The 17,873-nt window shown below is 67.4% G+C and carries 16 protein-coding genes, 2 tRNA genes and 1 riboswitch; of the genes, 2 read left to right on the top strand and 16 right to left on the bottom strand.

The features are described 5' to 3' along the window. Positions 1-64: 64 nt before the first annotated feature. From V7E00_RS08910 to ccmC, 7 genes are read right to left on the bottom strand one after another with little or no spacing between them, the layout of a single operon-like run. Complete coding sequence (locus V7E00_RS08910; RefSeq protein ID WP_333572263.1) at positions 65-685, bottom strand: tetratricopeptide repeat protein; 621 nt, start codon at positions 683-685, stop codon at positions 65-67. A 41-nt stretch (positions 686-726) separates the two neighbouring features. After that, on the bottom strand, positions 727-1,134 hold the full coding sequence (locus tag V7E00_RS08915) for a cytochrome c-type biogenesis protein (protein WP_333572264.1): 408 nt from the start codon (positions 1,132-1,134) through the stop codon (positions 727-729). Beyond that, positions 1,131-1,658, bottom strand: a complete 528-nt coding sequence (locus V7E00_RS08920) for a redoxin family protein (RefSeq protein WP_333572265.1) — start codon at positions 1,656-1,658, stop codon at positions 1,131-1,133. The genes V7E00_RS08915 and V7E00_RS08920 overlap by 4 nt, the downstream gene beginning before the upstream one ends. Beyond that, positions 1,655-3,583 carry a heme lyase CcmF/NrfE family subunit gene (locus V7E00_RS08925; RefSeq protein ID WP_333572266.1) on the bottom strand — a complete coding sequence of 643 codons (1,929 nt, stop codon included), beginning with the start codon at positions 3,581-3,583 and terminating at the stop codon, positions 1,655-1,657. Before V7E00_RS08925 ends, V7E00_RS08920 begins: the two co-directional genes overlap by 4 nt. Further along, entirely contained in the window at positions 3,580-4,014 is a 435-nt protein-coding gene (ccmE, locus tag V7E00_RS08930; protein ID WP_333572267.1) for a cytochrome c maturation protein CcmE, read from the bottom strand. Before ccmE ends, V7E00_RS08925 begins: the two co-directional genes overlap by 4 nt. Beyond that, positions 4,011-4,142 carry a heme exporter protein CcmD gene (ccmD, locus tag V7E00_RS08935; RefSeq protein ID WP_333572268.1) on the bottom strand — a complete coding sequence of 44 codons (132 nt, stop codon included), beginning with the start codon at positions 4,140-4,142 and terminating at the stop codon, positions 4,011-4,013. The genes ccmE and ccmD overlap by 4 nt, the downstream gene beginning before the upstream one ends. Next, a complete protein-coding gene (gene ccmC / locus V7E00_RS08940) occupies positions 4,139-4,858 on the bottom strand; it encodes a heme ABC transporter permease CcmC (RefSeq protein WP_333572414.1) in 720 nt (239 codons plus the stop codon). The genes ccmD and ccmC overlap by 4 nt, the downstream gene beginning before the upstream one ends. A 110-nt stretch (positions 4,859-4,968) precedes the next feature. Then, positions 4,969-5,152, top strand: a riboswitch (yybP-ykoY riboswitch). Between the two features lie 10 nt (positions 5,153-5,162). Between ccmC and V7E00_RS08945 the strand changes: the two genes are divergently transcribed. Further along, positions 5,163-5,735, top strand: a complete 573-nt coding sequence (locus V7E00_RS08945) for a TMEM165/GDT1 family protein (RefSeq protein WP_333572269.1) — start codon at positions 5,163-5,165, stop codon at positions 5,733-5,735. Between the two features lie 39 nt (positions 5,736-5,774). Here V7E00_RS08945 and V7E00_RS08950 read toward each other — a convergent pair whose 3' ends face one another. The 3 genes from V7E00_RS08950 to V7E00_RS08960 form a co-directional block, all read right to left on the bottom strand. After that, a complete protein-coding gene (locus tag V7E00_RS08950) occupies positions 5,775-6,824 on the bottom strand; it encodes a Glu/Leu/Phe/Val family dehydrogenase (protein WP_333572270.1) in 1,050 nt (349 codons plus the stop codon). Between the two features lie 32 nt (positions 6,825-6,856). Then, positions 6,857-6,933, bottom strand: a tRNA-His gene (locus V7E00_RS08955). Between the two features lie 55 nt (positions 6,934-6,988). Further along, on the bottom strand, positions 6,989-8,161 hold the full coding sequence (locus V7E00_RS08960) for a GspE/PulE family protein (RefSeq protein ID WP_333572271.1): 1,173 nt from the start codon (positions 8,159-8,161) through the stop codon (positions 6,989-6,991). A gap of 121 nt (positions 8,162-8,282) precedes the next feature. Here V7E00_RS08960 and V7E00_RS08965 point away from each other — a divergent pair, with 121 nt between their 5' ends. Further along, positions 8,283-8,948: a prolyl hydroxylase family protein gene (locus V7E00_RS08965; RefSeq protein ID WP_333572415.1), complete on the top strand. Its 666-nt coding sequence runs from the start codon at positions 8,283-8,285 to the stop codon at positions 8,946-8,948. 66 nt (positions 8,949-9,014) lie between these two features. Here the strand turns inward: V7E00_RS08965 and V7E00_RS08970 are convergent, their stop codons facing one another. The 6 genes from V7E00_RS08970 to lon all read right to left on the bottom strand — a co-directional run bounded on the left by V7E00_RS08970 (position 9,015) and on the right by lon (position 17,787). Then, positions 9,015-11,789: a TonB-dependent receptor domain-containing protein gene (locus V7E00_RS08970; protein WP_333572272.1), complete on the bottom strand. Its 2,775-nt coding sequence runs from the start codon at positions 11,787-11,789 to the stop codon at positions 9,015-9,017. 83 nt (positions 11,790-11,872) lie between these two features. Continuing rightward, positions 11,873-13,474: a hypothetical protein gene (locus V7E00_RS08975; RefSeq protein WP_333572273.1), complete on the bottom strand. Its 1,602-nt coding sequence runs from the start codon at positions 13,472-13,474 to the stop codon at positions 11,873-11,875. A 216-nt stretch (positions 13,475-13,690) separates the two neighbouring features. Further along, positions 13,691-14,581 (bottom strand): DMT family transporter, encoded by an 891-nt coding sequence (locus V7E00_RS08980; protein WP_333572274.1) that lies wholly within the window; start codon positions 14,579-14,581, stop codon positions 13,691-13,693. Between the two features lie 136 nt (positions 14,582-14,717). After that, a tRNA-Val gene (locus tag V7E00_RS08985) sits at positions 14,718-14,792 on the bottom strand. Positions 14,793-14,900: 108 nt separating this feature from the next. Continuing rightward, positions 14,901-15,173: an HU family DNA-binding protein gene (locus V7E00_RS08990; protein ID WP_064311555.1), complete on the bottom strand. Its 273-nt coding sequence runs from the start codon at positions 15,171-15,173 to the stop codon at positions 14,901-14,903. Positions 15,174-15,330: 157 nt separating this feature from the next. After that, positions 15,331-17,787: an endopeptidase La gene (lon, locus tag V7E00_RS08995; RefSeq protein WP_333572275.1), complete on the bottom strand. Its 2,457-nt coding sequence runs from the start codon at positions 17,785-17,787 to the stop codon at positions 15,331-15,333. Positions 17,788-17,873 lie beyond the last annotated feature (86 nt).

Raw genomic sequence — 17,873 nt, forward strand, 5'->3', positions numbered from 1 at the left:
TACGCTGGAATCCTTGCACCGCGCTCTGGCGATGCTCGTTCCAATATAGAGGGATAACGAGTCGTTAGCGGGCAACCGGCGGATTTGGCGGTGCCGCGCCGGCTGCGGCGGCGGCGGCAAGACCCGGATCCAGCTTCAGCATCACGCGCACCATGTCGTCACGAAAGCTCGCCTCCTTCGGCAACAGGCGCATCGCGCTGCCCCATTCGCGACGCGCCGCCTCCAGGTCCCCGGAGCGGGCAAGCGCCACCCCCCGGAAAAAGGGCGGCCCCGGATGGCGAGGCGCCAGTTCCACCGCCTTGTCGAACGCAAAGCGCGCCGCCGGGGAAAGCTGGTCGCCGTCATGTTCGGCCAGTGCCAGGCCCAATCCTGCCCACAGGCCCGCGTCGACCGGCGCCTTGCGCACCGCCCCCAACATCACCGTTGCCGCCAGTTGCGGCGCCCCCGCCCGCGTCATCGCATCTGCGGCCATGAAATAGCTGTAGTCGAAGTTGAACCGGCCGAAGAGCCCTTCGCGCACCGCGATCAGATCCGGGTCGAGCGGACGGGCGCTGGCAACGGCTTCCACCGGATGGTCCGGAAGGCTGGGCTGCCCCTGCCAGGCGTAGCCGGCGCCGGCCAGCATGATGGCCATCGCCGGCAGCGTCCAAAGCCGTCGCGGGAAGCGAATGAGTAGCAATAGCATGCCCGCCATAAAGGTGAAGACGCCGAATACCAGCCACCCCATCAGGCCATCCTCCGGCGGAACAGGCGCCGCGCGATCAGCACGCCAAGGCCCAGCAGCACCAGCGGCGTGAGCCACAGCGGCACGGTAGCCCAGCTTAGCGGCGGGTCGTAGGTAACATAGTCGCCATAGCGTTCCATCAGCCACTTGCGGACCTGAGCCGGGCGCTCCCCCGCCGCGATCCGCTGGCGAACGAGCGCGCGCATTTCCCCTGCCATGTCGGCGTCGCTGTCGGCGATGCTCTGGCCCTGGCAGACGAGGCAGCGAAGCGTCTCCATCAGCGCCTTGGCCTGCGCCTCCTGATCGGCATCGGGCAGCTGGGTGTAGGCGAGCGGCGATGGGGGCAGGCTGGAATCCGCCTGCGCCCCGCCGGCGAGCAGCAGCGCGATCGGCAGCAGCGCTCGCCTCACCGGGCCTTCTCCAGCGCTGCCAGCAGCTTCGGCACATCCTCCGCACGAATATCCCCGACATGCTGGTCGACGATCACGCCCCGCGAGTCGATCACGAAGGTCTCCGGCACGCCGGAAGACCCGAGCGAGAGCTGGGCCCGCATCGCAGGATCGTCGCCGATCCGCGTGTAGGGATCGCCGTGGCGGGCAAGGAAGTCCTGCACGGCGGAGGCGGTATCGCGCACGGCGATCGCGTCGATCTGCGCGCCCGCCTGACGCAGTTTCAGCAGTTGCGGCGCCTCGGCCACGCAGGGGATGCACCAGCTGGCGAAGACGTTGAGCAGGCGGGGCTTGCCCTTGGGCCAGGCCGCAGTGTCGATGCCGGGCTTGCCCTGCACAATGGCGGGCAACTGCATCGCCGGCAGCGGCTTGCCGATCATCGCCGAGCGGACGATGCGGTCGCTCGGCTCGATCAGCCCGTTCACCACCAGTGCGAAGACCAGCAGGAACAGTGCGAGGGGCAGCCAGATCAGCAGCTTCTTCATGCCCATTCCTCCTGCGCCAGCGCATCGCGCCGCGCCCGCAGCACCCGGCCCAGCAGAGAAAGGATGCCGCCTAGCGCGATCAGCCCGCCGCCTGCCCAGATCAAGGTCACAAACGGCTTCCACCACAGGCGAAGCTGCCAGCGCCCCGCCCCGTCCGCCGCGCCGAGCACGGTATAGACCTGGCCGTCCCACAAGGTGGCGATGGCCGCCTCGCTGGTGTTCGTCGGCGGATTGGCGAAGAAGCGCTGCTGGGGCAGCAGCTCGAACGGTTCGCCCGCCCCCCGCTGCACCTGCAGCCGCGCTTCCATCGCCGACCAGTTGGGGCCGACGGTGGGCCGTACGTCGGCCAGCGTCACCTTGAAGGGGCCGACGGTGAGATTGTCGCCCACCGCGACCGCCGCCAGTCGCTCCTGCTTGAACAGCGTGTCGGCGGCCATGCCGGCAAGGCTCACCGCGATGCCCAGATGCGCGACGACCATGCCGTAGATCGGCAGCGGTGTGCGACGGAGCTTGCGCTTCCACAGCGGCGCCAGGCTGGCCGCGCCCAGCCCGAAGGCGAGCGCCAGCACCAGCACCGCGATGGGCGAGGCGAAGCCGGATATCGCGAAGAACAGCGCGAACGTCACGCCGGCCACCGCGACGGGGATGGTAAGGCGGGATAGCAGCGCCTGCGCCGAATCCTTGCGCCAGCGCAAGAGCGGCCCCGCCGCCGTGCCGGCCACCAGGAACAGCGCGATCGGCACCGCGGTCTTCTCGAAGAAGGGCGCGCCGATCGAGAGCTGCACGCCCATCGCCTGCGCCACCAGTGGATAGAGCGTGCCGATCAGCACCACGCCTAGGATCACGCTGAGCAGCAGATTGTTGAGCACCAGCGCCGCCTCGCGGCTGACCAGCTGGAAGGTCGCCCCTTGCGTCACCGTGCCGACGCGCGCGCCGAACAGCACCAGCGCACCACCGATATAGAGGCCGAGCAGCGCGAGCAGGAAGCTGCCCCGTGTCGGGTCGACCGCAAAGGAATGGACGCTCACCAGGATGCCCGAGCGGACCAGAAAGGTGCCGACCATCGACATCGAGAAGGCGACCACGGCCAGCATCAGCGTCCAGGCGCGCAGCCCGTCGCGCGTTGCCAGCACGTTGACCGAATGGAGCAAGGCCGTCGCCGCCAGCCAGGGCATCAGCGAGGCATTCTCCACTGGATCCCAGAACCACCAGCCGCCCCAGCCGAGCTCGTAATAGGCCCAGTAGCTGCCGGCGGTGATGCCGATCGTCAGGAAGATCCAGGCAGCCAGGACCCAGGGCCGCATCGCCTTGGCGAAGGCCGGGCCTACGTCGCGCATCAGCAAGGCGGCGACCGCGAAGCTGAACGCCACGGAAAGACCGACATAGCCGAGGTAGAGCGTCGGCGGGTGGAAGGCGAGGCCGGGATCCTGCAGCAGCGGGTTGAGCCCCTGCCCGTCCGCCGGCGCAGGGTTCAGCCGTGCGAACGGGTTGGAGGCGAAAGCGAGAAAGGCGTAGAAGCCGATCGCGATCGCGGCCTGTGCCGCGAGCGTGGCGGACAGCGTCTCGGCCACCAGTCGCCGCTCGAACAGCGCCACCCCGGCCCCTGCCACGGCCAGCACGGTCACCCAGAGCAGCATCGAGCCTTCATGGTTCCCCCAGGCGCCTGCGACCTTGTAGAGCATCGGCTTGAGCGAGTGGCTGTTCTCCGCCACCAGCAGCACCGACATGTCCGAGGTGACGAACAGCCAGATCAGGATCAGGAAGGCGACCAGCGCGAACAGCCCCTGGACCAGCGCGATCTTGCGTACCCCGGGCAGGATCGCCCCGGGATCGGCCGCACGCGCGGCGGCGGCGCCGAGCATCAGCTGCGCGACGGCAAAGGCAGTGGCGAGCCACAGCGCTGCAAGCCCGGCTTCGGCGATCATGGCTCCAGCGACTCGCTCTTGTGCATCTTCCCCGCCATCTGGGGCGGCATGTAGCGCTCGTCGTGCTTGGCGAGCAGATTGTCGGCGGCGAAGCTGCCGTCGGGCTGGAATTGCCCCTCGGCGACCACGCCCGATCCTTCGCGGAACAGGTCCGGCGTGACGCCACGAAAGCGCACCGGCACCACTGCCTTGCCGTCGGTAACCTTGAAAGCGATCGAAACGCCGTCCTTGGCGCGGGTGAGCGAGCCCTTCTCGACCATGCCGCCCAGCCGCACCGCCTTGCCGAGCGGTAACGGCTTTCCGGCAACGTCTCCGGGCGCGTAGAAGAACGCTGCCTGGTCCTTGAGTGCGGAGAGCGCGAGCAGTGCGGCGCCGAGGATGGCCGCGACTGCCAGCAATGCGAGCGTCAGGCGTTGATGCTTGGCCTTCACGAGCGACGCCCGAGCGCGTCTGCAGCGGCCTCGGCGCGGCGCATCGCCCACCAGCTTGCGGCAGCGAGACCGCCGGTGCCGAGGGCCGCCACTCCATAGGCGGCGGTCACGAACCACCAGTGGTTCACTGCGCCGCCCTCCGCCGCAGCCGCGCTTCGACCTTTTGCTGTGCAAGCAATGCGCGCATCCGCATCAGCACGATCGCGCCGAACAACAGGCTGAAGCCGGAAAGCGTGAACCACAACGGCCAGAGCATCGAGGCGTCGATGCTGCTGCGGGTGAGGCCGATGCTCTCCCCCTGGTGCAGCGTGTTCCACCACACCACCGAGTAGCGAATGACAGGCAACAGCACGGTTCCCGCGACGCCGAACAAGGCAGGAATGCGTCCATCGCCGCTGCGCTCGGCATCGGCGCGGGCAAGCGCGATCCAGGCGATGTAGACGAAGAAGAGGAGCAGCATGCTGGTCAGCCGCCCGTCCCATTCCCACCAGGTGCCCCAGGTCGGGCGGCCCCAGATCGATCCAGTGATGAGGCACAGCGCGACGAACACTGCGCCCGCCGGCGCAATCGCACGCGCGGCGACGATCGCCAGCGGATGCCGCCAGATCAGATAGCTGAGGCACGCGACCGCCAGACTGCTCCACCCGCCCATGCCGAGCCAGGCGGTCGGCACATGGATGTAGAGGATGCGCACGCTGTCCTTCTGCAGATAGTCCGCAGGCGTCTGGGTCAGGCCGCCCCATGCGCCGAACAGGGTCAGCGCGAGACCGACCCAGAACAGGGCCGGCGTCAGCGGCCGGGCGATCTTGAGGAAGCGCGCCGGATTGGCGAGGGCGTGAAGCATCGGCACGCGCAGAGGATTAGCCGGGTTTCTCCCCCGATTCCAAGCAGCGATTGCACCGGTCGCGCCTCCTTGGGCACAGGGTTGCAAGGCCGCGCAGGTTCGGCTACCCGGCGGCCGTCATCTGGGGAGTAGCCAGCCGGTGCCGCGCGCACCGGGCGCTTGCGTCAACATACTTGGTCGAGAGGCCATGGCGCAGGCGGAGCCGCAAGGTTCGGGCGAGACCAATGGCGTCGCATCTCCGCTCGTGCCGGGCGGGGAGATGCGATGTCGTTGGATTCGCATCCGCCCGGCCCCGGAGATTTTCTTGGAAGCCCTGCTTACCTCCACCGCGGTGGTCGCGCTCGCCGAAATCGGTGACAAGACCCAGCTGCTGGCGATCCTGCTCGCAACCCGCTTCAAGCGGCCGGTGCCGATCATCTGCGGCATCTTCGTCGCGACCATCGCCAATCATTTCCTCGCCGCGCTGGTGGGCGCGGAGGTTGCCGGGCTGCTGGACAGCGTGTGGTTCCGCTATGCGATCGCCGCCTCGTTCGTCGCGATGGGCCTGTGGACGCTGATCCCGGACAAGCTGGACGAGGACGAAGAGACCAAGCCCGCGCGGTTCGGCGCGTTCCTCACCACCGCGATCGCCTTCTTCCTGGTCGAAATGGGCGACAAGACCCAGGTCGCCACGGTTGCGCTCGGCGCGCGTTTCCACGCGGTCCTGCCCGTGACCGCCGGTACGACGCTGGGGATGATGCTCGCCAATGTGCCGGCGGTGTTCCTCGGCAAGGCGGTGATCGACCGCGTGCCGCTGACGACCGTCCACCGCATCGCCGCGCTGCTGTTCGTCGCGATCGGCCTGTGGCTCGCGGCGCAGACGGCAGGCTGGCTGTAATGGCAAAAGACCCTCCCCGGCAGGGGGAGGGTCTTTGAATCAGCGGCCGATGAGGCGCTGGGCGATCCGGTCGGCGACTTCGCTCGACGGATCGCCGGTCGCGGCGCTCTCGTCCCACACCTGGTTGAGACGCACCGGGATCTTCTCGACCCGCGCATCGACCTCGGAACGGTCGCCCTGCCCCAGATATTCGAGCGCGACGTTGATGATGCCGCCGGCGTTGATCACATAATCCGGCGCATAGACGATGCCCCGCGCGTGCAGGCGATGGCCGTCCTCGCGCGTGGCGAGCTGGTTGTTCGCGCCACCGGCGACGACGCGCACCTGCAATGCCTCGATCGACTGTTCGGTGAGGATCGCGCCCAGCGCACAAGGGCTCAGAATATCCGCCTCGTGGGTCAGGATCGCATCGGCGTCGATCGCTTCTGCGCCCAGCTCGGCGGCCAGCGCCTTCGCGCGGTCGCCATGCACGTCGGCCAGCGTCAGCTTGGCGCCGTCTGCCGCCAGCAGCCGGGCAAGCCCGCCGCCGACCGAACCGACGCCCTGGATCGCAACCCGGACACCCGACATCGAATCCACGCCCAGGCCACGCTTCGCCGCTGCCTTGACGCCGAGATAGACGCCGCGCGCCGTCACCGGGCCCGGATCGCCGCCCGCGCTGCCCGCTGCCACCGGCAGACCGGAGACATGCTTGGTCTGGGTCGCGACGACCTTCATGCGGGCTTCGGACATGCCGACATCCTCGGCCGTCACATAGCGGCCGTGAAGCGATTCGACCGCACGGCCGAACGCCTCGAGCTGTGCCTGGGTCACTTCCGCACCCGGCTTGTCGGCGAGGATCACGCCCTTGCCGCCGCCCATCGGCAGATCGGCCATCGCGTTCTTGTAGCTCATGCCCCGCGAAAGGCGGAGCGCATCGGTGATCGCGGCGCGATGATCGGCATAATGCCAGAAGCGCACGCCACCGGCAGCCGCACCCAGCGCCGTCGAGTGGACGGCGATGATCGCGCTAAGGCCCGAAGCCCGATCCGAGAAGAGGTGAACGCCCTCGTGGTCGTCGAAATCGGGAAAGCCCCAGTCGGTGATCATGGATGGATCCGCGCTGTTATGAAGGGGGAAAGTGGGGCGACCAACGGGGATCGAACCCGCAACCTCTGGTACCACAAACCAGCGCTCTAACCGATTGAGCTATGGTCGCCGTGAAGGAGTGCGCGCTTAGCGGGCTCCGAAGAGGAGCGCAAGATCATTACGCATCATCCTCGCGAAATTCTCACGGCCTCCTCCGGCGTCGTCACCCCGGTCCTCGCCAGCGCCCGCGCAGCGGACCCCAGATTGGGCGTGCTGATGAAGGCGTGTCGCGCGAGAATCGCCGCATCGCCGCCGTCGTTCACCAGCCGCCGAATCGTCGCGTCGCCGCGAATCGATTCGAAAACGCCGATCTGGCCGTCAAATCCGGTGCCCTCGCACGCCCCGCAGCCAGCAGCGGCATAGACGATCGCGCCGGGATCGAAGCCGAGCAGCGCCGATACCGATCCCGTGGCCTGGACCGGCTCGCGGCATTCGGCGCACAGGCGCCGCACGAGGCGCTGCGCGAGCACCAGGCTGAGCGCAGAGGCAAGGTGGAACGCCTCGACCCGCCAGTGCCGCATCTGCTGGATCGCCGCCACGGCGTCCCCGGCCTCGATGCCGGCCAGTACCAGCCGGCCCGCCTGCGCCGCCTGTACGGCGGCGGCGGCGCTGGCACGATCGTTCAGCGAGTCGATCATCAGCACGTCGAAATCCTGCTCGATCCCGGCGCGCAGCGTTTCACCGGCCGGCATGCCCCCTGCATCGGCCCAGGTCACCCCCAGCATGTCGGGCGTGGCGCCTGTCGTCACCGCCAGGCCCAGCCGGGTCCGGGACACGGCGAGCATCAGCAACGTGCGAAGCGCCGTGCTGCGACCATGGCCTGCCGGTGCGGCCACCAGCACCAATCCCGGGCGCTCCAGCACCATGCGTGCCTCGTTCGCCACCGCCGCACTCATCCCCAGCGCTTCGAGCTCACGGTGCCCGGCCTGGCGCGGCGAGCGGCGCAAAACGGCGCGGTTCCCCTGCACCACCGGCAGCAGGAACACGTCCACCACCTCGCCCGCCCAGCGCAGCGTGCCGCGCTGCGGCGTGCGCCCGGAAGACGATAGCCCGGCAGCGGCTGCGATTTGCGCGAGCAGCACATCGCCTTCCCCGCGCGGCAGTTCGCGAAACGGATGGATCAGCCCGGATGCGCGGAAGAAGATCGCGGCGCCGTGCGCGCCCGGCTCGACGTGGAGATGCGATGCTTCGAGCTGGGCCGCCTCTGCGAGCAGCGCATCCAGATGCAGCGCACCGCCTGTTCCCGCGCGCGGGGCTTCACCCGCCGTCCGGGCATGCTGTTCGACATCGATGGGCATTACCGGTCCCCCCTGCTGGACCCCGACGCGCTACGCAGGCTTTGTGACGATCGACCTGCAGATTTATGACGATCGCGCGTCACGCTGGCGCGGCCTGGAGCGTTTTGGCAGAAGCGCCGCCATGCAAGCGTCCATTCTCCCCTCGCTGGGCAGCGGCCACCCGTCCGAAGCGGTGGTAGAGCGTATCCTTTCCTTCCCCGGCGTACAGAAGGTGCCGAGCGCGAAAGTGACGCTGTTCATGGTCCGCAACTTTCTCGATGCGGCGCAGTGCCAGGCGCTGATGGCGCGAATCGACGAGCAGCGCCGGCCCTCCACCCTCGCCAATGCCGGCGACGATTACGCCTTCCGCACCAGCGAAACCTGCGACCTGGCGGCGGAAGACCCGCTGGCGATCGATCTCAAGGCGCGCGTCCTCGCTTTTATCGGCCTCGATCCGGCGCATGCCGAGCCGATGCAGGGGCAGCGCTATGCCGTCGGCCAGGAGTTCAAGGCGCACACCGACTATTTCGATCCGGGCAGCGCGGATTTCGACAAATATTGCAGTGTCGCCGGCCAGCGCACCTGGACGGTGATGCTGTATCTGAACGCCGTTGAAGCCGGCGGGGCAACGCGGTTCAAGGCGATCGACAAGATCGTTCAGCCCGAGGCGGGAAAGCTGCTCGCCTGGAACAACCTCCGCCCCGACGGCAGCGTCAATCCGGCAACGATCCACCACGCCATGAAGGTGCGCGCCGGGACCAAGTACGTCATCACCCAGTGGTTCCGCGAACGTCCCTGGGGATGGTGAGGGGGAGCTGACGAACGGGCCCGAGGCAGGAATGCCCAGGGCCCATCGTCACAACAGGCGGCAGGATCAGAAGGTCGTGCTCAGGCCAATGCTCAGGATGCGGCCCTGGATATAGCGATTGGCATAGACGATCTTGCCGCTGTCGAAGGTCTGCCGCTCGTTGAAGCGCGTGCGGGTCAGGTTCCGCCCCTCCAGCTTCAGTTCGAACGCGGCGCCGCCGATCTCGAAGCCCTGCCGCGCCACGATGTCGAAGCGGATGCCCGGCCGTTCGATGACGTCCGGCTGGAAACCGGTGCCCGACAGGTTCGAGGGACCACGGTTGGTCACCCGGTCGCTCGCATAGTTGAACAGGAAGGTAAGCTGCGAAAGCCGGGTCGTGTCCTCCAGGCTCAGCTGCAGGTTCACCAGGTGGTCCGACTGGCCGGTCAGCGGCGCACCGTCGCGGAATTGCAGCGAGGCCGGACCAAAGCCCGCCGGGCAGGCGCCGATCGTCTGGTTGAGGACGTTCGGCGCGCAGCTGCCGTCGGCGGTGATCTCCGAATGGGTGTAGGTATAGTTCGCAATCGCGGTGATCCGCCGATTGGCGAAGAAGTCGCCCTGCAACCCCTGCAGCGGAATGTGCTTCTGCACCTCCACCTCGCCGCCGTACAGCGTCGCCTTGGGCAGGTTGGTGAAGCCGGTCTGCAGCCGGTCGTCGGCGCCGGTGTAGAAGCCGACCTGCTCGATCGGGTTCAGGATGCGTTTGTAGAAGCCGGCCAGCGTGAAGCGCTGCTCGCGGGCGAAGAACCACTCGTAGCGCGCCTCGAAATTGTCGAGCTTGGAATCGCGCAGCAGCGGGTTGCCGAAGAACAGGCGATCGGAGTCAGGATCGCGGAACTGCTGCGGCGCCAGCTCGCGGAACTGGGGGCGCGAGATGGTCTTGGCGAAGCTGCCGCGCAGCTGCATGTCCGGCGCGAAGTTCCAGGTGAGCGTGAGCGCGGGCAGCCAGTAATCGTTGTTCAGACGAGTTCCCGTGGTGCCGACCGGCGTAACCGACTGCTTGGCCTTCTCGTAGCGAACGCCGCCAACGACCCGCAGGCTGTCGATCGCGCTGGTTTCTGCCTGCAGATAGCCCGCATGGATGCGCAGTGCGGCATCATAGGCATAGGCGCCGAGCGGCGTGTTGAACTGCAGCTGGATGGTGCACGCGCCGGTGCCGACCTGCGGGCAGGCGTTGTTCACCACGTCCGGGCTCAGCAAATAATCCGGGCGCAGCAGATTGTACGGATAGCCCGGCGCAGTGCCCCCGCCCACGCTGGTCTGGTAGTTGAACTGGAGGCGCCGCGAGAAGCGCTTGGTATCGGAGTAATAATAGCCGGTCGACAGCGTCACCGGGATCGCGTCGGGCGTGTAGGAAAGGTCGCCCTGCCCGTTCCACAGATTCTCGTTGAGATCAGAGAAGATGATCGAGGCGAAGGGCGAGAAGCGCTGCGTCACCTGATAGGCGCCGTCGCACTGGAACCCGGTCGCGCCGTTGCCGCCGTCATAGCGGATCGGCTGCCCAGTGGTGGTGCGGTTGGAGCAGAGATAGTCGAACTGCCGCTCATAGGGCGCGTTGCGCTTGGAATTGGCATAGGCGCCGCGCACGTCGAGCTTGAGGCCGTCCAGCGGGCGGAACTCGCCCACCGCCTGGGTCTCGAACAGCTCGCGCTGGAACCAGTTGGTGTTCTGCTGGAAGCGCAGGCCGCTGGCGTTGTTGTAGACCTCGGCCGCCGAGCCGCGCCCCTGCTTCAGGACGTCGCGAATATAGACGTTGGTGAGACGGATCGTGTTGTCGCCAAAGGCATAGCCGATCCCGAGCAGCGCGTTGCCGATCACCCGGTTGTCGGTCAGCAGCGTGCGATAGTCGTTGCGCAGGTCGCCTTGCGCGTTGACGCTGTCCTGCTGGGTGATCAGGCGCGTCCGCCACGTGTTGCTATAGCCCACAGAGGCAACAAGCCCCAATTGATCCGAGCCGAAATCGAGCGCGCCGCCGCCGCTGATCTCTGCCGACCAGTTCGCCGGAAGCTGCGAATTGCGCTGGAGCAGCGTCGTCGATGCGTTGGACAGCTGGAGCACCTGCTCGGCCGGGATGATCCCCGAACCGCCCGGCGCGTTGCGGATGAAGCCGGGCACCGAGCGCGTGCCGTCGTCAAAGCCCAGCCAGTCGTGCTTGCCGCCGTGATAGGTGTAGCCGAGCTCGCTCGTCGTCATGTCGTCGGCCGCCAGCGAGCCGCCGAAGGTCAGGAAATCCTTCTTCGGAATCGCCTTGGTCGTGAGGTTGATAACGCCGCCGCCGAACTCGCCCGGATAGTTCACCGAATAGGTCTTCTGGACAAGCGCCGAGCCGACGATCGTCGTCGGGAAAATGTCGAGCGGGACGGAGCGGCGCAGCGGCTCCGGGCTCGGCAGCGGCGATCCGTTGAGCAGCGACGAGGAGTAGCGGTCGCCGAGCCCGCGCACATAGACGAAGCCCCCGCCGACGACGCTGAGCCCCGTCACGCGGCTCAGCGCGCCGGCGATGTCGCCCTCGCCGGTCCGGGCGATATCGTCGCTCGACAGGACGGAGACGACCTGGGGCGTCGCTCGTACCACGTTGGGGATGTACCGGCCGGTGACGACGATGTCCGCCGGCACCTCGCTGTCGAAGCCCGGGGCCGAAACCTCGACCGGCGGCTGCGCGTCCTGCTGCTGGGCCCTGTCCTGCGCGGCGGGCGCGGGCGTGGCCGGCATCGGGGCGGCGTTGCTCTGGGCGAGCGCCGCGGCCGGCACCAGCTGGGACGTCAGAAGAAGAAGCGTGGCATAGGCGTGGCGTCGCTGCATGGCCGTGTCATCCAGTCAGAAGAAGGTGCAGTGCCGGGGCGATGGCGTGCACCGCCCCGGCAAGGGTTCGCGTCGGTCCGGCGTCAGCGGCCGTTGCAGGCGAAGAACACCGAGTTGAACACCGGCGGGCCCTGGTCCTGCAGCGCGTCGTTCTTGGCGCGAATGGTCGAGCGATCGGTGGCGCTCGTCTCGCCGGCGACCAGGTTAACGCAGGCGACGCCCGACGGCGACTTCACCACGCCGTTGACGAAGGTCATGTCCGCACCACCCCGCAGGCGAATTGCCGCCGGCGCGATGGCCGTCTGGATGAAGGTGAAGTTGGCGTAGCGGCCCCAGGTGCGCGGCAGCAGGTCCTCGGCGTTGTTCGAGTCGATCTCGGTCGAGAAGGAGTCGGCGGTCGCGCCGGAAACCTTCTGCGCCGCGATCATGAACTGCATGAAGCCGCGCCAGCCATTGTCGACATCGAAGCCGTCGTCGTCCGCGCCGGTCACGGCAATATACTTGATGTTCGCGGCGCCGCCGAAAATCTCGATGCCGTCATCGGCCGAGTTGTGGCTCTGGATGTGGTCGAGCACCGTACCCGAGCCGACGCCGCCCAGCGTCAGCCCCTGCAGCTCGTTGCCGTCGGAGATGGCGATGCCCGAATAGCGGATCTGAACATAGGACATCTGGCCGCTGTTGTCGGCGTCGTCGGTGCCGCCGTAGAAGCGGCCGGTGACGCCTTCGATCGCCTGCTGGCACGGCGTCGGGTTGGTGCCGCCGGTGCCGGTGGCGCACACCGCGGTGCGGGCACGGCCGAGCAGGATGATGCCGCCCCACTGGCCCTGGGTCGCATCGCTGACGCCGTTGTTCGCCAGGTTCTGCTGCGAGGTGAAGACGATCGGCGCGTCGCGGGTGCCGACGGCCTGGATCTTCGAGCCGCGGTTGACGAGCAGCAGATCGTTGGTCGATTCGCTCGAGTCCGCGGCGATGACAACCCCGGCCGCGATCGTCAGCGTGACACCGGCGCCGCCGGTCGCGCCCTGATCGGTGCCGACCTCGGTCTGGCCGCGCAGGCGATAGAAGACGCCCGCGATCTTCGGCAGCGAAAGATCGGTGGTGATCGCCGCAGGCAGGCGGCAGGCGCGGAAGGTCTGCACCAGGCCGTCATCGATGGTGCCGGTGGGGCAGGTCGCGGTCGAGCCGCCGGTGCCGACCGCCGGCACCGCGGTGCAGGCCGCGCCGGTGCCGCCGAAGTTCGCCGTGGTCGAGTTGCAGGTCCACTGCTGGAACGACGTGTCGGTGGGGCCGTTCAGCGCGCCGACATAGTTGGTGCTGGTGAAGAAACTGCCGAGTGACGAGGGATCGAGCGCGGTCGTCAGCGACGTCGCGGTCGCCGGGAACAGGCCGCTCAGGCCCGTGCTCGTGCCGTTCACATTGTTGTTGGTGCCGCCCTTCACCAGCGCAAGCTGCTCGTCCGCGGTGATCGAGATGCCGTTGACGGTGGTCTGGGCGGCGAACTGTGCCGCGGTGATGTCGGCCGTCGGCGCCGGGGTCGGCACGGGCGTCGGCGTCGGCGTCGGCGTGACGATCACGACGCTGCCCGCGCCCGGCGATGCCACATTGTCCGCGCCGTTGCAGGCGGAGAGAGCCGCAGTGGCGGCGGTCGTCAGGAACAGTTGGCCGTAGCGCTTGAAGCTCGCCATCGCGCAATATCTCCCGTCATTCGTTGCAATGCGGGCGCTTGGCGATGCGTTGCGATGCCCCTCTTGCGCCCGGCCCGGGCCCTAGACGGCGCAAATGACTCGATCATGCGGTTATCGTGAAGCAACGATGACGGTATTATGACAGTTTAGTGGCACCGCCCCACGCCGGGCCGCCGTTCCAGTTTCAGGCACTTAGAGCGGGAACGTCGCGCTTCCCTATAGCCCTGCGGTGAGTACCACCCCGATACAAACGGCCAGGCCGGCGATGGCCTGCCGCATGCTCAGTGCTTCGCGGAACAGGCGGTGCCCCGCTACCGCGGCGATTGGCATCTCGATCACGCCAAGCGACCGCACCGCCGCTGCCGGGGCAAGATTTAGCGCGAAGAACCAGCCCGAGGAAGCGAGCGCCCCGAAGAGGCCGGCACCCAGCGAGCCGCGCCAGCCGGCAATCACCGCGCGCAACGCGGCCGGATCGCGCCACAGCAGGAAGGCGACGAGGCCGATCGTCTGCACCGCCTGCACCAGCGTGACGCTGGTCATCGCGGCGAAGAAAGGATGCGTCGGCTCCAGCGCCAACCCCGCATGGCGGAAACCGTTGAGCGCAAGGCCGAAGAGCAGACCGGAAAGCGTGCCGAACACAAGGCCCGGCAGCAGCCGCCCCTCCCCGCCGATGTCGCGCGGCCAGACCAGCACCGCCAGGCCCGCCGTGGTGACCCCGACGCCCAGCCAGCCCAGCGGGCTGAGCGTGTCGCCGAACACCAGCAGCCCCGCCAGCGCCGCCAGCGGCACCGAGCTCTGCTGCAACGCCGTTCCTACCGCGAAGCCGGCATGGTGCATGGCCTGAAGCAGCGCCGCGGTTGCCAGCACCTGCGCCAGCGCGCCGAGCAGCGCCGGCCACCAGAACGCCCATCCCAGCTGCGGATGCAGCTGATCGGGCCCAACCGCGGCAATGGCGCCGAGCATCAAGGCAGTCGAGAAAGGCAGACCGAACAGGAAGCGCACCAGCGTCGCGCCCCAGGGGCCGCTCGATGCCATCATGCCGCGCTGGAACGCGTTGCGCGCCACCTGAAATGCCGCCGCCGCGACCGTCGCCCCTGCCCACAACATCGCTACCGTCTCCTCCGCGCCCCTGCACGGCGACCAGCGAGACCGGCAATCGGGATGCGCGTGCGCCTATCGCCCGCCCGCGCATCGGGCAACGAAAAAGCCCGCCGGACCCTGGGGTCCGGCGGGCTTCTCTACATGGTGGGCGCGGCTGGGATTGAACCAGCGACCCCTGCGGTGTGAACACAGTGCTCTACCACTGAGCTACGCGCCCATTGGCCTGTGGGTAAAACCCTGCGGCCGAAACGGGAAGCGGGCCTTTACGGTGCCGATGCGGGCCTGTCCAGCCCCGTTTCGCACCCCGCCCGCATTTTTTCGGTGCTTAGTTCACCGAATCCTTGAGGACCTTGCCGGGCTTGAACTTGGGCTGGTTCGACGCCTTGATGGTCATTTCCTCGCCGGTGCGCGGATTGCGGCCGGTGGATGCCTTGCGCTTGCTGACCGAGAAGGTGCCGAAGCCCACGAGACGGACTTCGTCGCCCTTCTTGAGCGCGCCGGTGATCACGTCGAAGACCGCTTCGACAGCCTTTACGGCGTCACCCTTGGCCAGGCCGGAAACATCGGCGACCTGACCGATCAGCTCTTGCTTGTTCATGCTGGTGCAAACCCCCTGAAACTGTGCGGGATACCGCGTTTGATATGATGGATAGCCGAATGAGTCGCGGCGGCTGCGCTGGCGTGCGAGTCAGCACGGGCGAGCCGCCGGAGTCAAAGCCTTTCGGACGGAATTGCGTCAGAAAAGTTACGGAATGTCAATGATGCAAAGCATCTCCGATCGCCGGCACGCCGGCGGGCGGTTGCGTCGCGAGTTCATCCGCATCCGACCAGTCGATTGCCGTGAGCGGCTCGGTAAGCGCAAGCCGCAAAACCTCGTCGACGTGCGAAACCGGGACAATCTCGAGCCCTTCGCGAATGTTCGCAGGGATTTCGGCGAGATCCTTCTCATTCTCCTCGGGGATCAGCACCATCTTGATGCCGCCCCGCAGTGCCGCGAGAAGCTTCTCCTTCAGGCCGCCGATTGGCAGCACGCGACCACGAAGGGTCACTTCGCCCGTCATCGCCACGTCCTTGCGGACCGCCACGCCGGTCAGCGTCGACACGATCGACGTGACCAGGCCGATGCCCGCCGACGGGCCATCCTTCGGCACCGCGCCTTCGGGCAGGTGGACGTGGATGTCCTTCCGCGCGAACAAGCTCGGCTTGATGCCGTAGCTCGGGCTGCGCGCGCGGACGAAGCTGAACGCGGCTTCCACCGATTCCTTCATCACGTCGCCCAGCTTGCCGGTCGTCTTGATCGCGCCCTTGCCGGGCACGGTGACGCTCTCGATGGTCAGCAGCTCGCCGCCCACTTCGGTCCAGGCGAGACCGGTAACCGCACCGATCTGATGCTCCTCCTCGCCCACGCCGAAGCGATACTTCCGCACGCCGGCATAGTCCGCCAGGTTCTCGGGCGTGACGGTGACCTGGGTCTCCTTGCCCTCCAGGATCTTGCGCAGGCTCTTGCGCGCAAGCTTGGCGATCTCGCGCTCCAGCGTGCGCACGCCAGCCTCCCGCGTGTAGTAGCGGATCAGGTCGCGCAGGCCCGCATTGGTGAGGACGAACTCGCCGTCCTTCAGGCCATGCGCGTCGACCTGCTTGGCTACGAGGTGGCGCTCGGCGATCTCGACCTTCTCGTCCTCGGTATAGCCTTCGAGCCGGATGATCTCCATGCGGTCGAGCAGCGGCTGCGGCAGGTTGAGCGAGTTGGCCGTGCACACGAACATCACGTCCGAAAGATCGATGTCGATCTCCAGATAATGGTCGTTGAACTTGCTGTTCTGCTCCGGATCCAGCACTTCCAGCAGCGCCGAGGCCGGATCACCGCGGAAATCCTGGCCCAGCTTGTCGATCTCGTCGAGCAGGAACAGCGGGTTCGAAGTGCCGGCCTTCTTGAGGTTCGACACGATCTTGCCCGGCAGCGAGCCGATGTACGTCCGGCGGTGGCCGCGGATCTCGGCCTCGTCGCGCACGCCGCCCAGCGACTGGCGGATGAACTCGCGGCCGGTCGCCTTCGCGATCGACTTGCCCAGTGAGGTCTTGCCCACGCCCGGCGGGCCGACGAGGCACAGGATCGGCCCCTTCAGCTTGTTGGTGCGCGCCTGGACCGCGAGATACTCGACGATCCGGTCCTTCACCTTCTCCAGAGCATAGTGATCCTGGTCGAGCACGCCCTGCGCCTCGGCAATGTCCTTCTTCAGCTTCGACTTCTTGCCCCACGGCAGGCCCAGCAGCACGTCCAGATAGTTGCGCACGACGGTGGCCTCGGCCGACATCGGCGCCATCGTCTTGAGCTTCTTCAGCTCGCCCTGCGCCTTGGCGCGGGCTTCCTTGGAGAGCTTGAGCGTCGCGATCTTCTGGGTGAGTTCGGCGACCTCGTCGCCCTCGCCCTCTTCGCCCTCATTGCCCAGCTCGCGCTGGATCGCCTTGAGCTGCTCGTTCAGGTAGTATTCGCGCTGCGTCTTCTCCATCTGGCGCTTGACGCGACTGCGGATCTTCTTCTCAACCTGCAGCACGCCCAGCTCGCCTTCCATGAAGGCGAACACCATTTCGAGGCGCTTCTGGGGATCGTTCTCGACCAGCAGGGCCTGCTTGTCGGCGACCTTAACCGAGATATTGGCGGCGACCGCGTCGGCCAGGCGCGACGGATCCTCCAGCTCGCCCAGCTGCACGGCGGTCTCGGCCGGCAGTTTGCGATTGAGCTTGGCGTAATTCTCGAACTGCTCGACGACCGAGCGCATCAGCGCCTTCAGCTCGGGGCTGAGGTCCTCGGGCTTGAGATTGGACACGGCCTCGTCGACGCCTTCCTGCGCCGCTTCGAGCGACGTGTCGCCCTGTTCCACCGGCTCGACATGGGCGGTAAGATAGGCGCCGGTCTCCTCGATGGAGAGGAGGTTGCCGCGCTCCTTGCCGGCGACCAGCACGCGCACGGTGCCGTCGGGCAGCTTGAGCAGCTGCAGCACTTCGGCGGAAACGCCGGTATCGTAGAGATCCTCGCGGCCGGGATCATCCTCGGCCGGATCGAGCTGCGCGACGAGGAAAATCTCCTTGTCGGCAGCCATCGCCGCTTCCAGCGCCGCGACCGACTTATCACGGCCGACGAACAGCGGCACGATCATGTGCGGGAAGACGACGATGTCGCGAAGCGGCAGGACGGGATAGGACTGCTTCATGAAAACTCCGGGTCGGCCCCCATCTGGGAGCACCATTGCCTTATATATGGGGCCTGGAACGAGCGCATCAATCGCGTGGGGGTATT

It is taken from the genome of Sphingomonas sp., assembly GCF_036731925.1.
Taxonomy (GTDB): domain Bacteria; phylum Pseudomonadota; class Alphaproteobacteria; order Sphingomonadales; family Sphingomonadaceae; genus Sphingomonas.